11 protein-coding genes are annotated in these 14,261 nt (G+C 63.8%); 7 read left to right on the forward strand and 4 right to left on the reverse strand.

The window, feature by feature from the left end; genetic code table 11:
- Positions 1-719: 719 nt before the first annotated feature.
- Positions 720-2,120 carry a phosphomannomutase/phosphoglucomutase gene (locus NCT32_RS10385; protein ID WP_061119276.1) on the reverse strand — a complete coding sequence of 467 codons (1,401 nt, stop codon included), beginning with the start codon at positions 2,118-2,120 and terminating at the stop codon, positions 720-722.
- A gap of 447 nt (positions 2,121-2,567) precedes the next feature.
- Here NCT32_RS10385 and NCT32_RS10390 point away from each other — a divergent pair, with 447 nt between their 5' ends.
- The 5 genes from NCT32_RS10390 (at position 2,568) to NCT32_RS10410 (ending at position 8,067) form a co-directional block, all read left to right on the forward strand.
- Positions 2,568-3,830 (forward strand): oligosaccharide flippase family protein, encoded by a 1,263-nt coding sequence (locus NCT32_RS10390; protein ID WP_250490172.1) that lies wholly within the window; start codon positions 2,568-2,570, stop codon positions 3,828-3,830.
- The gene (locus tag NCT32_RS10395; RefSeq protein WP_061119278.1) at positions 3,827-4,633 is read left to right on the forward strand and encodes a glycosyltransferase; all 807 of its coding nucleotides are present in this window, start codon (positions 3,827-3,829) and stop codon (positions 4,631-4,633) included. The genes NCT32_RS10390 and NCT32_RS10395 overlap by 4 nt, the downstream gene beginning before the upstream one ends.
- Before the next feature lie 44 nt (positions 4,634-4,677).
- Positions 4,678-5,817: a glycosyltransferase family 4 protein gene (locus NCT32_RS10400; RefSeq protein WP_250490173.1), complete on the forward strand. Its 1,140-nt coding sequence runs from the start codon at positions 4,678-4,680 to the stop codon at positions 5,815-5,817.
- Between the two features lie 24 nt (positions 5,818-5,841).
- Positions 5,842-6,888 (forward strand): UDP-glucose 4-epimerase GalE, encoded by a 1,047-nt coding sequence (gene galE / locus NCT32_RS10405; RefSeq protein ID WP_061119425.1) that lies wholly within the window; start codon positions 5,842-5,844, stop codon positions 6,886-6,888.
- Positions 6,889-6,957: 69 nt separating this feature from the next.
- On the forward strand, positions 6,958-8,067 hold the full coding sequence (locus NCT32_RS10410) for a glycosyltransferase (protein ID WP_061119280.1): 1,110 nt from the start codon (positions 6,958-6,960) through the stop codon (positions 8,065-8,067).
- Between the two features lie 47 nt (positions 8,068-8,114).
- On the opposite strand, the gene NCT32_RS10415 is transcribed toward NCT32_RS10410, so the two are convergent.
- On the reverse strand, positions 8,115-8,810 hold the full coding sequence (locus NCT32_RS10415) for a dienelactone hydrolase family protein (RefSeq protein WP_250490174.1): 696 nt from the start codon (positions 8,808-8,810) through the stop codon (positions 8,115-8,117).
- A gap of 773 nt (positions 8,811-9,583) precedes the next feature.
- Between NCT32_RS10415 and NCT32_RS10420 the strand changes: the two genes are divergently transcribed.
- Positions 9,584-11,005: a hypothetical protein gene (locus NCT32_RS10420; protein ID WP_250490175.1), complete on the forward strand. Its 1,422-nt coding sequence runs from the start codon at positions 9,584-9,586 to the stop codon at positions 11,003-11,005.
- Positions 11,006-11,016: 11 nt separating this feature from the next.
- Here the strand turns inward: NCT32_RS10420 and NCT32_RS10425 are convergent, their stop codons facing one another.
- On the reverse strand, positions 11,017-11,475 hold the full coding sequence (locus NCT32_RS10425; protein ID WP_061119283.1) for a hypothetical protein: 459 nt from the start codon (positions 11,473-11,475) through the stop codon (positions 11,017-11,019).
- 211 nt (positions 11,476-11,686) lie between these two features.
- Here NCT32_RS10425 and NCT32_RS10430 point away from each other — a divergent pair, with 211 nt between their 5' ends.
- Complete coding sequence (locus tag NCT32_RS10430; protein ID WP_061119426.1) at positions 11,687-11,989, forward strand: hypothetical protein; 303 nt, start codon at positions 11,687-11,689, stop codon at positions 11,987-11,989.
- A 24-nt stretch (positions 11,990-12,013) separates the two neighbouring features.
- Here the strand turns inward: NCT32_RS10430 and NCT32_RS10435 are convergent, their stop codons facing one another.
- Positions 12,014-14,242: a polysaccharide biosynthesis tyrosine autokinase gene (locus NCT32_RS10435; RefSeq protein WP_250490176.1), complete on the reverse strand. Its 2,229-nt coding sequence runs from the start codon at positions 14,240-14,242 to the stop codon at positions 12,014-12,016.
- Positions 14,243-14,261 lie beyond the last annotated feature (19 nt).

A 14,261-nucleotide genomic window follows, 5' to 3' on the forward strand; every position in this document is an offset into this window, starting at 1 on the left:
GAGCTCGAGGCTCAGTCAACTGTTCGGGTTCAAAGCGGTAAGGAGAAGCGGCGCCACCAGCTTTCTTTCGGGCTGCGGGCCCATGTAACACAAACGGGCTACCGCTTCGAGTAAGTGGAAAGATAGTTTGAATACTTGGAGTCAATATACAAGTAACCAAAGAAAGCAGCTCGAGACGCCCGCGGTCACACGCAATTTGGCCATGCTTGCCAGCCGGTCGTGGGCTGCCTAAGTGTCGCCCTCAAAGGTCTAACCGGGCTTGGATCGCGCACGGTCTGTCGCCTCGCGTCGCATGGCGAAGCGGTTCAGCACCAAAAGGTTCCGGCCCGCTTCGCGGCCGTTGGGTTGGTTTCCCTTGTGGACCCGGCGGCAGCGCGTAGCGCTGTGCCGGCGCTGTTTCGTGCTGAACCAGCGCGTTTGAACAACTAGCTTGTCAGACCGTGCGCGATCCAAGCCCGGTCGGGCCTATGAGGGCGACACTTAGGCAGCCCACGATCACATGGCAAGCATGGCCAAACTGCGTGTGACCGCGGGCCTAACAAGCTGCTTTCTTTGGTTACTTTCTTTGCAGCAGCAAAGAAAGTGACTGCCGCCCCGCATAGGGGCAACGCTAATAAACCAACAAGAAAACGGGATCCGCCGGAAAAGCCCAAACATGTCAGGCACTACGAAGTGCAGGCCGCAGCCACTCGCAGTGCCATCCAAACCGGCGAAGCCATTCAAAACGGCAACTTGGCATCCGGCTTCTCAGCCAAAATCACACGACGAAAATCTTCCTGAATCCGCTTCAGCGCCGCGTCGTTGTCCGCCTCGAAACGCATCACGACGACCGGTGTCGTATTCGACGAGCGCGCGAGCCCGAACCCATCCGGATATTCGACACGCAATCCGTCGATCGTCAGCACATCGTCCGCTCCGGTAAACTTCGCCGACTTCTGCAAACGCGCGATCAGCTCGAAGTTCTCGCCCTCTTCCAGCTTCAGTTGCAACTCCGGCGTCGACAGCGAATTCGGCAAATCGTTCAGCAGCTTGCTCGGATCCGCCACGCGCGACAGGATTTCGAGCATGCGCGCGCCGGTGTACAGACCATCGTCGAAGCCGTACCAGCGGTCCTTGAAGAACACGTGGCCGCTCATCTCACCCGCGAGCGGCGCGCCGGTTTCGCGCAGCTTCGCCTTCACGAGCGAATGGCCGGTCTTCCACATCACCGGCTCGCCGCCCTGCTCGCGCACCCACTTCGCCAGATTGCGCGTGCACTTCACGTCGAAGATGATCTGACCGCCCTTGTTGCGCGACAGCACTTCCTGCGCGAACAGCATCAACTGGCGATCCGGATAGATGACCTGCCCATCCTTCGTCACGACGCCGAGACGGTCGCCGTCGCCATCGAATGCGAAGCCGACTTCGGCATCCGTTTCCTTGAGCGCCTTGATCACGTCCTGAAGGTTTTCCGGATGCGCCGGGTCCGGGTGATGGTTCGGGAAGTTGCCGTCGATATCCGTGAACAACTCCACGAGTTCGCAGCCGAGCGCTTTGAACAGTTTCGGCGCGAGGCCGCCCGCGACGCCGTTGCCCGTATCGACGACGATCTTCATCGCGCGCACCGGCTTCACGTCCGACACGATGCGATCGAGATAGATCTGCGACACGTCGAACTCGGTGTACGTGCCTTCGCCCGTCGTGAAGTCGCTGTCGACGATGCGCTTGTACAAGCCCTGGATCTGCTCGCCGTAGATCGCGGCGCCGCGCAGCACCATCTTGAAGCCGTTGTAGTCGGGCGGATTGTGGCTGCCCGTCACGACGATGCACGAATCCACGCGACGCTCGCCCGAGGGCAAAGGCAGCGGCACGCTCGCCGCGAAATAACCGACGGGCGTCGGCACCATGCCGATATCGACGACATCGACGCCCGCCGCCCGCAGCCCGTCCGAGAGCGCACCAACAAGCTCGGGGCCGGAGAGGCGCCCGTCGCGTGCGACCACAACCGAATCGCCGCCCTGCTTTTTGATCTCGCTGCCGAATGCCTGGCCGATGCTCTTCGCGACATCCTTGTCGACCGTCTTGCCGACGATGCCGCGGATGTCGTAGGCCTTGAAGATGGATTGGGATACTTGGCTCATGAGATGGCTACCTCTTCTCTATTAGTTGATGGTTTCTCGGCGATGCAGCCATGAGGGCATGCAGGTCGTGACGGGTGACGCGCCAGCGCAGCGGGCATGGCGCGCGAACGACTGCCAGATGACGTACGAATTCTGCCTATGCGTCTGTTAAATCAACACGAAAGAAACAATTGGAAGCAACTGGATGCAAAAGCCGAGCAGTGCGCGGGCCGTCCGCGGATCGCACTTATAATCGCTGTCTTTCGGCGCTCTCGTGGTTGCGCGCGGCGCTCACAGCCTGCGCGTTCATTCTAATCCAATGCTCAAACCCTCTTTCGCCTCGATGCCTTCGAATGAGGCGCGTCTGCGTGCAAACACACAAAACTTGACCGATCACGCGCGCTTCTTTCAAGGCGGTCAGGCTTGGGTAGCACGCCGCGTGCCCGTTTTTACGGCGGGAACGGCCGCATGAAGGCCCTGACCCGCTCCGGCAATCCAGACGTCGCCCGCGCGCTCGCCAATATCGTGTGGCTCGGGCTGGAGCGGCTCACGCAGATTGCAGTCGCCATCGTCATTGCGGGACTGCTCGCACGCTATCTCGGCCCCGGCGATTTCGGCAAATGGCAATACGCGAACACGCTCCTGCTCGTGATCGCGCCGATCACCTGGGTTTGCGGCGCCGAGATTCTCGTGCCGACGATCGTCACCCGCACGCCCGCCGAAGCCGGCGCGGTGCTCGGCAGCGCGTTCGTGCTGCGCATGGGCGTCTCGATCGCCGCGCTGATCCTGACGTGGATCTGGATCGCGGCGGGCGGCACCGATCCGATGGTCGGTCTGATGCTCGCCGGCCTCGCCGTCACGATGCTCTTTCGCGAGCCGTTCATCGGCGTTGTCAATTCGTGGCTGCAAAGTCTCACTTACAGCAAGCCACAACTCATCGCGAGCATGGCGGCGGCCGTCGTCAAGGCGGCGCTCGTGTTCGCGCTGGTGCGCGCGGCGGCCGCGCCGTCGAGCTTCGGCTGGCTCTGGGCGCTCGAAGCCGCGGCGATCAGCACCGCGCTCGTCGTGTATTACATGCGCCGTCACGGCGGCACGCTCGGCTGGCGCTTCGACCGCGCACTGTTCAGACATTTCGCGAGCGCGGGCACGGTGTTCTGGCTCGGTCTCATCTGCATGTATCTGTTTCTCAAGCTCGACCGGCTGATGCTCGCGCATCGCGTGTCGTTCGCGGAACTCGGGCTCTACTCCGCCGCGCAGCAGTTGAACGAGAACTGGATCGCGCTCGCGCTGATGCTCTCGCAGACCATCGCGCCGGCGTTCGTCTATCGCGTGCAGGACACCGCGCGCCTCAGACGCAACCTCGTGCGCCTCTTCGCAATGACCGGCGCGCTGATGATCGCGGGCGCCGCCGTCCTCGATGCGCTCGCGGGCTTCATCATCGCGCGTGTGTTCGGGCCGAACTATGCGGGCGCCGCCGATATTTTCCGTTGGGCCGTATGGCTTTCCGTGCCGGCGGGCATCGAGGCGATCGGCAATCTCGTCGTGCTGAAATATCAGGCGAAGTACGTGCTGCTGTCGAAATGGCTGTTCGCGCTGGCGGTCGCGTTCGCGGTGAACTGGTTCACGATTCCCCGCATCGAAGGCTACGGCGCGCTGATCGGGCTCGCGGCGGGCTATGTCGCGGCGGCGTCGGTGAATTTCTATTACATCCGTTTCCGGCTGCGCGCATGAACGATCTATCCGATGTCGTCGTGCTGATGCCCGCGTTCAACGGCCAGGCCGAGGTCGAACGCACGCTCGCGTCGTTCAGGGAAGCGTCGACGGTGAACGCGCTGATCGTCGACGATGGCAGCACGCCGCCGATCGTCGCGCCCGTCATCGACGGCATGCGCATCGACATTCTGCGGATGCCGCAAAACGGCGGCATCGAGCGCGCGCTCGAAGCGGGCATCGCGGCGCTCGCAGCGCGCGGGGCACGCTATGCGGCGCGCATCGACGCGGGCGATCTGGCGACGCCCGGCCGTCTGGCGAAGCAGCGCGCGTACATGGAGGCACATCCGCGCGTCGCGGTGCTGGGCATGTGGACGCACGTCGTCTCGAGAGAAGGCGCGCCGCTTTTCGACCTGACGCCGCCGACCGAGCCCGCCGCGATCCGCCGCATGATGCTCGCGCGCACGTGCTTCACGCATCCGTCGCTGATGCTGCGTGTCAGCGCCGTGATCGAAGCGGGCAACTATCGCGCGCACTATCGCGCGGCGGAGGATCTCGATCTGATCCTGCGGCTCCTGCAGCGGCACGACGGCGCGAACCTGCCCGAGTTCGGTCTCTTCTACGAACTGAACGAAGGCGGGATCAGCGCGACGAAGCGGCGTGCGCAAGTGATGTCGACACTGCGCCTGCAACTGCGTCATTTGCGCGTGACGAATCCGCTCGACTGGGCGGGCATCGCGAAGAGCGCCGCGCATCTCGTGCTGCCGTATCGCGCGTTGCGCAGCCTGAAGGCGCGGTTGTTGAAGGCCACGCCTTCCGCGTGAAAATTTCAATGTTCAGTTCGCGCTGCGTTCAGCGCTCTTTCCGGATGACGAAAGAAAAATCGAGTCTTCGCATCGCCCTCGTCTGCAACACGGCGTGGGCGATCTACACCTACCGGCAGGGCGTGCTGCGCATGCTGACCGCGCGCGGCGCGCAAGTGACGATCATCGCGCCGCGCGATCGCACCTTCGAGCCGCTCACGGAAATGGGCTGCCGCTGTGTCGAGCTGCCGGTCGCATCGAAGGGAACGGACCCGCGCCAGGACCTGAAGACGCTTGCCGCGCTCTATCGCGAATATCGCACGACGCGCCCGCACATCGTGTTTCACTACACCATCAAGCCGAACATCTACGGCACGCTCGCCGCGATGCTCGCGCGCGTCCCGTCGATCGCGGTGACGACCGGCCTCGGCTACGTCTTCATTCAGAAGAGCCGCACGGCGCAGGTTGCCAAGCTGCTGTACCGTTTCGCGTTCCGCTTCCCGCGCGAAGTGTGGTTCCTGAATCGCGACGATCACGAAGCCTTCCTGCACGAGAATCTGCTCGCGCATCCTGATCGCGCGCGGCGTCTGCACGGCGAAGGTGTCGATCTCGATGAGTTCGCGCTTCAGCCGCTGCCCGCGCGCGAGGACTTCGTTTTCATCCTGATCGGGCGGCTCCTGTGGGACAAAGGCGTGGCGGAATATGTCGAAGCCGCGCGCAGGATCCGCGCGAAATTCCCGCATGCGCGTTTTCAGTTGCTCGGGCCGGTCGGCGTCGACAATCCGAGCGCGATCAGCCGCACGGACGTCCAGAAGTGGGAAGCGGAGAATATCGTCGAATATCTGGGCGAAGCGAACGACGTGCGCCCGCTCGTGGCCGCGGCGGACTGCGTCGTGCTGCCCTCATATCGCGAAGGCGTGCCGCGCACGCTGATGGAAGCCTCGGCGATGGGCCGTCCGATCGTCGCCACCGATGTTCCCGGCTGCCGTGAGGTCGTCGAGCACGGCGTGAACGGTCTTCTCTGCGAGGTGAAGAGCGCCGACAGCCTGACCGAAGCGCTCGAACGCATGCTGACGCTCCCTTTGGACGAGCGCGAAGCGATGGGGCTGCGCGGCCGCGAAAAAGTCGCGCTCGAATTCGACGAAAAGAATGTCGTCGAGCGCTACAAGGGCACAATACATGCCATTACCGGCATTTCACTCTGATTTCGAGTTTTTGGAGAACGCATGATGAATGGCAATCAGTCGCCGATAACTGGTGCGAAGGGCACGATTCTCGTCACGGGCGGCGCGGGGTTCATCGGTTCGCACACGTGTGTCGAACTGCTCGATGCGGGCTATGGCGTCGTGGTCGTCGACAATCTCGTCAATAGCCGCGCAGAGTCGTTAAAGCGTGTCGAGCGCATCACGGGAAAGCGCGTCGCATTTTACGAAGCCGACGCGCGCGACGAAGCCGCGCTCAATCGCATTTTCGACTCGCACGAGATCACCGGCGCGATTCACTTCGCGGCGCTCAAAGCCGTGGGCGAATCGGTGGCGAAGCCGGTCGAGTATTACAGCAACAACATCGGCAGCCTGCTCGCCGTGCTGAAGGTGATGAAGGAGCGCAACGTGCGCAACTTCGTGTTCAGTTCCTCCGCGACGGTCTACGGCATGCCGAAGAGCGTGCCGATCGACGAATCGTTTCCGCTTTCCGCGACCAATCCGTACGGCCAGTCGAAGCTCATCGCCGAACAGATCCTGCGCGATCTCGAAGTCTCCGATCCGTCGTGGCGCATCGCGACGCTGCGCTACTTCAATCCGGTCGGCGCGCATGAGAGCGGTCTGATCGGCGAAGACCCGGCGGGCATTCCGAACAACCTGATGCCGTATGTCGCGCAGGTGGCCGTCGGCAAGCTCGAGCGCCTGCGCGTGTTCGGCAGCGATTACGATACGCACGACGGCACCGGCGTGCGCGATTACATTCATGTCGTGGATCTGGCGCGCGGGCACATCGCGGCCATCGACGCGCTGAAGACGCTCGATCGCAGCTTCGTCGTGAATCTCGGCACGGGCCAGGGCTACAGCGTGCTCGATGTCGTCAAGGCGTTCGAGGCGGCGTCGGGCAAACCCGTGCCGTACGAGCTCGTGCCGCGCCGCCCGGGCGATATCGCCGCCTGCTACGCCGATCCGGCCGCCGCCGCGACGCTCATCGGCTGGCGCGCGGAGCATGGCATCGAACGCATGTGCGCGGATCACTGGCGCTGGCAGTCGCAAAACCCGAACGGGTTCGCGTAAAGTCTCGCTGCGCCCCGCGTCGTCGTTCCGAGCGCTGCGGGGCTGCTTCTCCCAACCGGTTCTATTTTCATGCTTAGTTTCGCGCTTGCTTTTCTGGTCTCGCTGCTCGTGACCTTGTTGATCGTGCGTTTCGCACACCTGCAGGAAGGCGTGCTCGGCGACACCGATCTCGCCGGCGTGCAGAAGTTTCACGCGCGTCCCGTGCCGCGCATCGGCGGCGTGGGCATCCTTTGCGGACTGACCGCATCGGCCGTGCAATTGCGATGGGGTTATCCGGCCGTGTCGGGCGGCATTCTCGGCATCGTCGCGTGCGGCCTGCCGGCGTTTCTCTCCGGGCTGATCGAAGACCTGACCAAGCGCGTCTCGCCGCTCGCCCGCCTCGTCTGCACGATGGCCGCCGCCGGCCTCGCCTACGCGTTCCTGAATATCGCGGTTACGCGCATCAGCGTGCCGCCGCTCGATTTCCTGCTGTCCTACGCGGTGATTTCCTGCGCGGTGACGGTGCTCGCCGTCGCGGCGCTCGCGAACGCCGTGAATATCATCGACGGCTTCAACGGCCTCGCGTCGATGGTCAGCTTCATGATGTTCGCGTCGCTCGCCTACGTGGCGTTCCAGGTGCACGATCCCGTCGTGCTGTCAGGCTCGCTCATCATGATGGGCGCGGTGATGGGCTTCTTCATCTGGAATTTTCCCGCCGGCCTGATCTTTCTCGGCGACGGCGGCGCGTACTTCGTCGGCTTCATGCTGGGCGAGCTATCCATCATGCTCGTGATGCGCAACCGCGATGTCTCCGCGTGGTATCCGGTGCTGCTCTTCATGTATCCGATCTTCGAAACGTGTTTCTCGATCTATCGCAAGAAGTTCATTCGCGGGATCTCGCCCGGCATTCCGGACGGCGTGCATCTGCATATGCTCGTCTACAAGCGCCTGATGCGCTGGGCCGTCGGCGTGAAGAACGCGCACGAACTCACGCGGCGCAACTCGCTTACGTCGCCGTATCTGTGGCTGCTGTGCCTCGTCGCGGTGATTCCCGCGACGCTCTTCTGGCGGCACACGGTGCATCTCTTCTGCTTCGTCGTCGTGTTCGCGGCGACGTATGTGTGGCTCTACATGAGCATCGTGCGCTTCAAGTCGCCGCGATGGCTCGTGTTTCGACGACCGCACACCGTGAAGAAATGAACCGAACGCCGCCCTGCCCCGGGCGGCGTTTTCGTTTGCGGCGTCGATTACGTCAGATGCTTCTGGAAGAACGCGGCGGTGCGGCCGTTCGCAAGTTGCGCGGCCGCCGCATCGTAATGCACGCCCTTGTTGCGCGCGAACGCGTGATGACAGCCGGGGTACGTGAACGCCTCGACGTTCGCGTGCCCTTGCACCGCCGCGAGCACGCGATTGCGGGCATCGGCGGGAATGAACTCGTCTTCTTCCGCGAGATGCAGCATGAGCGGCACCTTGATCTTGGGCAGCTCGCCGAGGTACTGGTCCGTGCCGCCGCCGTAATAGGAAACCGATGCATCGACATCGGTGCGCGCGGCCGTCAGAAAGGACAGCAATCCGCCGAGACAAAAGCCGACCGAACCGATTTTGCCTTTCACCTGCGAGAGCCCGCGCGCAGAGCCGATGGTCGCCGCGATGTCCTCGACGCCCGTGTCCACGTCGAACGCGTTGTAGTACTTCAGCGCCTGCTGCCACTCGGCTTCGGTCTTGTCGGTAAGCTCGACGTTCGGCTCGAGCCGCCAGAACAGGTCCGGACACAGCGCGACGTAGCCCTGGCGCGCGTACTCGTCGCACGTTTCGCGCATGTCCGCGTTGATGCCGAATATCTCCTGGATCACCACCACGGCGGGCGCGGGTGTCTGCGCGGGATAGGCGACGTAGGCGTCGAAATTGCCGTCGGGCGTGGAGATGCTGAGCCGGTCGGACATGGGAGTCTCCTGAGTGATGGTGTCGATCGAAAGCGCGCAAAGGCCCGCTCGAGCGTGCGCGTGGCCGATAGTCGAAGTGTGATTCGCGTGTGTGACGGTGAGACGTGGGCGATCGGAGAAAGCCCCGCGCGTTGCGAAGATGCAATGGATGCACGCAGCGCAACGCGGCCCGCCTTGCGGCAAGAACCTATTTGATACGCGAAAATCGGCGCGCGCGCCAGCGTTGAATCGCGCGGTTTCGGCGTGCGAAGACGGTCTGCCTGGATACGGCAGCGCTCATCCCGGCGATGCTCGCGAGTCCCCGGATGAAATCGAATCGTATCGATCGATCGGGTTTCGCATGCGTGTCGCGCCGAACAGGCCCATGCCGTTTCCCTTCTGCGAGGGGTCGCTCGTTGTCGAGTGGCTTGCGCGGCCTGAACCGCACGTCCTCGTGGGCCTGCTTGCCCCGAAACCGGGGTTACCTCGTATCGGCGCGTGCACGCACATCGCACGTATTGAGTGGTCTCACGCCGGAACATGTCGCTTCCGGTGATTCAATCTTCGGTCCGGAAATCGGGGGCGATCCGCCAGAATCCCGTGCTTTGCGGACATGAACCCGACGCGCGCGCCGTCGCGGACCGTGGCGATGGAACGCGCCGGACAAAGCGTGGCGCGGCGCACATGTGCGTCCGTCGTTTCGCGCCGAAGACTAGTCGCCTGACGCCGCTGCAACGGCGCGCGCGAACGGCCGCTGATATATTCGGCAAAAAAATGGGGTTCCCGGGGTCGTCATGCGCAACAAGTTCGCCGTCTTCTGGATATGGCTTTGCCTGCTTCCGCTCGCATTCGACTTGAAGGGCGTGAAGATGGCGAACAGGACGGTCGATATTCTGCTCACCGTGACGTCGATGGGCGCCGCCTGTGCGATTCTCCTGATCGCGCCGCGCTTCGCACGCCGTTCGCGCATGCGCGCGCTCGTGACCTCGCTCTTTCTGCTCACGATCTTCGGCAGCGTCGCGACGCAATTGCTGCAGGGTAACGAAGCAGGCAACTACGCCCGCGTGATCCTGCCGTTCCTGCTGATGCTGCTCGGCTATTTCGTCGGCTGCCGTCCGTGGGATGCGCAACGTATCGAGCAGATCGAGCGCGCGTTGACCGGCGCGATGATCGCATCGCTCGTGTTCAGCGTCGGCTTCGATATCGCGATATCCGATGGAACCGGGAACGTGAGCATTCACGCCGTCCCGGTTACGTTCCTCTGTCTGCAAGGGCTGCTGCTGCACGAGTTCGTCTTCGCGCAGCGCATCACGAAGTTCGCCGCGCTGATCTTTCTCGCGACGCTCGTCATCGAGATTCTGTGCGCCACGCCCAGCCTGCTCGTCGGCACGGTGCTGCTCATCGCCTACGCGACGTGGCTCGCCGCGCCTTCGATCCGCCTGTTCTTCACCACCGGCCTGCGCGCGGTCGTGATCCTCGCGCTGCTCGGCGCAATGGCGGCCGCATCGGCGACGTTCTTCCCGACCGTCGCCCAGCAATGGGTGCAGTACATCCCGTTCGCGAAGGATGCGCCGCCCGCACGCGATCCGGTCGCGATCGCGCGTCTTGCTGAAATGAAGGATCAGGTCGATCAGACCACATCCTCGACGCTCTCGACGATGGTCGGCATGGGCTACGGACACGACTATCGCTATTCGCCTTCGTACTTGCCCGATCTTGCTGGCCTGATCAGCGAGAAGGATTTTTACGCGATCAGAAAGTGGGCGGCCGGCCGCGACTTCTGGGTCTATCAGTTCTTCGCGGGTGGTCTGCTGTTCGGCCTCGCGCTGCCGCTCGCCGTGCTGTGGGCGCTCTGGCGCGGCTCGATGGCCTACCGCGCGTGGCGGCATCGCGCGCCCGATGCGCCGCATCTGCCCGTGCTCGGGCGCGCGCTCTTCGTGCTCGCGGCGCTGCCCGCGACGTCGATCGGCGGCAATCCGCTCGGCGACCGCTTCTCGGGTGTCGTGTTCGGCGTCGCGCTCGGCCTCGTCGTCGCGTCGTATGCGCGCATCGCGCACACGATGCAGATCCGCGCCGCCGAAGCGGCGGGGCACCGGCCGCCGCCGCGGCCTCCGTGGTTCGGCACGCCGCCCGACATGCGCCCGCCCGGCGAGCCGCTACCGGAGATCCTGCCTGCGAACCCGCCGCGCGCTTCCGGCACGCTGCCCGCGCGATAACGCGGTCACATTCACTGCGCGGGCAGATGCGTCCTCAGATACGGCGCGAAGCCGTTCTGCACGGAAATGATCTTTCTCGCGCAGTCGTCGAAATCGGAGCCTCGCGCGCGCTCGTCGCCATACATGCCCTTGCATTGCGCGAAGAGCGAGATGGTCGCGCCGTTGCCGTTCGCGATGCGCGTCGCCGAGAACACCGGCTTGCCGGTACCCGAAGGTATATCCGTTTCGATGGCGGCATCGTCGGCGCGTGTCAGGCGTTCCTTCGAATTCTGCTCGACGTAAGTCTTCGTCAGCTTCCAGGCCGCATCGCATTGCGCGGCGTCGCGGCATGCGACGGTCGCGTTGCGTTGCGCCGTATCGAGCGTCTGCTGCGAGAGCAGGAACGTACGTTCCTTCTGCTCCTCTTTTTCGACGGACGAGCAGGCGGTGAGGACAACCGAAGCGAGTGCGAGAGCGATGAGCTTTTTCACGGACGGACAGCCTAATAACCAGGTCGGACGGCGATTATAACGACGCCCGCTTTCGTCGCACGTAATACGCGGCTGCATTGCGTGCCGGCCGGCGTGAATGGCCGCTCGTGCAGGGTTTTTGGCGTTAGTGGCCGGCGGCGCGCAATATCCTGTGTTCATGCGTGCGCGGCTCGCCGCCAACGCACCCGACAAGCAAGCCCGGAGGAGACTCATGAAACATGCGCTACGCACGGCGCTTTTGTCGCTGACCATGACCGCTCTCGTGCCATCGGCCGTGCAGGCAGGCGATGCCGCCGATCCATCGGCGACGGACAAGCTGCTCGCGCAGCAGAACGGATATGTGGGTAATCCCGCGGGCGGCGCGCGGCTGCGTCCGAGCCGACCCAAGGCCGACGCCCGGGCGATGATGATGCCGAAAAGCGCGGCTGCGGCGCTCTATCCGGCGCCCGCGGGCCTGAATCCGCCAGCGGCGAATGCCGCGCGATCGCGCGACATCTACAAGTCGCCTTACTGAAGATCCGCAGGCCCGAGCGGGCTTTCACTCCGCGATGCTTTCGTAGCCGTAGTAGCCGGCGTACGTGCTGCCCATCAATATCTTCGATTGCGGAACGTCGGTGAGCAGAACGCCCTTCATGTGCACGCCGCCGTGATACAGGCGCTTCATCGTTTCGCCGATCTCCTGCACCTGATTCTTGCCGTGCCGCACGACGAGCAGGCTCGTGCCCGCGTGCCTGCCGACCACCGTCGCGTCGGTCACCGCGAGCACCGGCGGCGTGTCGATGACCACGAGATCGTAGTGCTGCTTCAGTTCGGCGAGCATTTCACCGAGGCGGTCGCTCGCAAGCAGCTCCGCCGGATGAGACGGCAGCGAGCCCTTCGGGATCAGATCGACGCCGGGCAGCACGTCGTGAAGGATCGTGCTCATCACGTCGGCGCCCATCAGCACGTCGGAAAGACCGGGCGAGTGGCGCACGCCGAAGTGCGAGTGAATGTCGCCGCGGCGCATGTCGGCGTCGATCAGCAGCACGCGCTTTCTCGTCGAGGCGACGAGCGTCGCGAGATTCGCCGACATGAACGACTTGCCCGCTTCCGGACGCGAGCCCGTCAGCATCACGACGTTGTTGCGCGCATCGGAAAGCTGCAATTGCAGCGACGTGCGCAGGCTGCGGATGCCTTCGACCGCCGCGTCTTCCGGCGCTTGCGCGGCGAGCACGTGCAGCCCCTCGCGGCGCATGCCGACCTGGCGCTGCAGACGAAGCTGCTGCGTGCTGCGCGGCACGATCGCGAAGACGCGCGTGCCCAGTTGCCGTTCGATGTCTTCCGGACGCTCGACGCCGCCAAACAGCGCCTTGCGGACGAATGCGACGATGATGCCGAGCACGAGTCCGATCGCCGCCGAGATCAGGATCACGAGCGCGCGTCTCGGACGCACGGGATCGTCGGCGACCTGTGCGAGGTAGACGATGCGCACGTTGCTCACCTGCCCCGCCTTCGCGATGCGCAGTTGCTGCACGCTGTTGAGCAGGTTCGTGTAGAGCTCGCTGTTCGCGCGCACGTCGCGCGTGTAGCGCAGCGCGGTCTGCTCGGTATCGGGCAGCGTCGACACGTTCTTACCGAGGCGCGTCTGCGCGGCGGTGAGCGCGGCGATCTGCGCATCGAGCGCCTGGACCGACGGATGATTCGCCGTGAAGCGCAGCGACAGCTCCGCGCGCTGTTGCTGCAAGTCCGAGAGCTTCGTCTTGTTATCGACGATCTGTTGCAGCAGAAGCCGGCTTTCCTCGGAGAGATCCACCGACCCTTGCTTGTTGCGAAACGCGCTGTAGCGCTGCTCGGCTTCGTCGAGCTGCTTCTTCACGACCGGCAGTTGCTGTTCCAGAAACGCGAGCGTGTGCTCGGCTTCGGCCGAGCGCTTCTGCGTATCCTGCTCCACATAGCGGTTCGCGATGTTATTGACGATCGCGGCGATTTCCTTCGGATTACTACCTTCCAGAGACACGCCGATGATGCCCGATTGCAATGCGGTCTCCGCCACGGTGAGACGCTTTTGCAGACGGTCGATGGTCGTGAGCGTCGAGAAGCGCTGCAAGTCGAACTGCACGCCGGGCTTGCTCGTGAGCTTGTCGACCTTGAGCGTGATGGGGCCTTGCGGCGTCCTGCCGGAGGCTTCCTGGCCGACATGGCCGGTGAGAATTCCCAGGCCGTCCGGGTCCTGCAACACGTATGCGCCGCGTTCACCGGCGACGAGCGTGAACTTTCTGTCGTAGAGCGTCTTCGGCGTGTCGAAGCGCGGCACGTCGATCTCTTCGTCGCCCCATGCAAAGCGCGACAGATATCCCGATGGAACCGGCTTGTTCAGCATCGAGAATACGTTGCCGACGAGCTTGCCGACGACCGGAAACGAACGCGGCGACGCGCTGATGTCGAGATGCATGCGCCGCACCGTGTCGTCGATGAAGAGGCGCGAGCGCAACAACTCGATCTGCGCGGCGGTGATGGATTTCGTATCGGTGAGCTGCGGCACGACGGCCTGCGCCGCATTGGCGCTGGCGCTCGGCTTGTTGCCGCTGGCCTCGTCGACCTGGATCATCGCGTCCGCCTTGTAGGTCGGCGGCGCGAGGTAGGCGTAGGCGGTTCCGAGCGCGACCACGGCGAGCATGACGAACGTCACGAGCTTCCAGTTGCGCATCACCGCGGCCAGATAATCGGACAGCCGCAACTCGTCGGCTGTCGATACGTCCGTATACCGCGTATCAAAGTTCATCGCCATGATCTCGCTCGCTTGTATT

Source organism: Caballeronia sp. INML2, assembly GCF_023631365.1.
GTDB lineage: Bacteria > Pseudomonadota > Gammaproteobacteria > Burkholderiales > Burkholderiaceae > Caballeronia > Caballeronia turbans.

Excerpts from the sequence above, each read along its gene's own strand:
- NCT32_RS10385 (WP_061119276.1), bottom strand. The coding sequence starts at position 2,120 with ATGAGCCAAGTATCCCAATCCATCTTCAAGGCCTACGACATCCGCGGC.
- NCT32_RS10390 (WP_250490172.1), top strand. The coding sequence starts at position 2,568 with ATGAAGGCCCTGACCCGCTCCGGCAATCCAGACGTCGCCCGCGCGCTC.
- NCT32_RS10395 (WP_061119278.1), top strand. The coding sequence starts at position 3,827 with ATGAACGATCTATCCGATGTCGTCGTGCTGATGCCCGCGTTCAACGGC.
- NCT32_RS10400 (WP_250490173.1), top strand. The coding sequence starts at position 4,678 with ATGACGAAAGAAAAATCGAGTCTTCGCATCGCCCTCGTCTGCAACACG.
- galE (WP_061119425.1), top strand. The coding sequence starts at position 5,842 with ATGAATGGCAATCAGTCGCCGATAACTGGTGCGAAGGGCACGATTCTC.
- NCT32_RS10410 (WP_061119280.1), top strand. The coding sequence starts at position 6,958 with ATGCTTAGTTTCGCGCTTGCTTTTCTGGTCTCGCTGCTCGTGACCTTG.
- NCT32_RS10415 (WP_250490174.1), bottom strand. The coding sequence starts at position 8,810 with ATGTCCGACCGGCTCAGCATCTCCACGCCCGACGGCAATTTCGACGCC.
- NCT32_RS10420 (WP_250490175.1), top strand. The coding sequence starts at position 9,584 with ATGCGCAACAAGTTCGCCGTCTTCTGGATATGGCTTTGCCTGCTTCCG.
- NCT32_RS10430 (WP_061119426.1), top strand. The coding sequence starts at position 11,687 with ATGAAACATGCGCTACGCACGGCGCTTTTGTCGCTGACCATGACCGCT.
- NCT32_RS10435 (WP_250490176.1), bottom strand. The coding sequence starts at position 14,242 with ATGGCGATGAACTTTGATACGCGGTATACGGACGTATCGACAGCCGAC.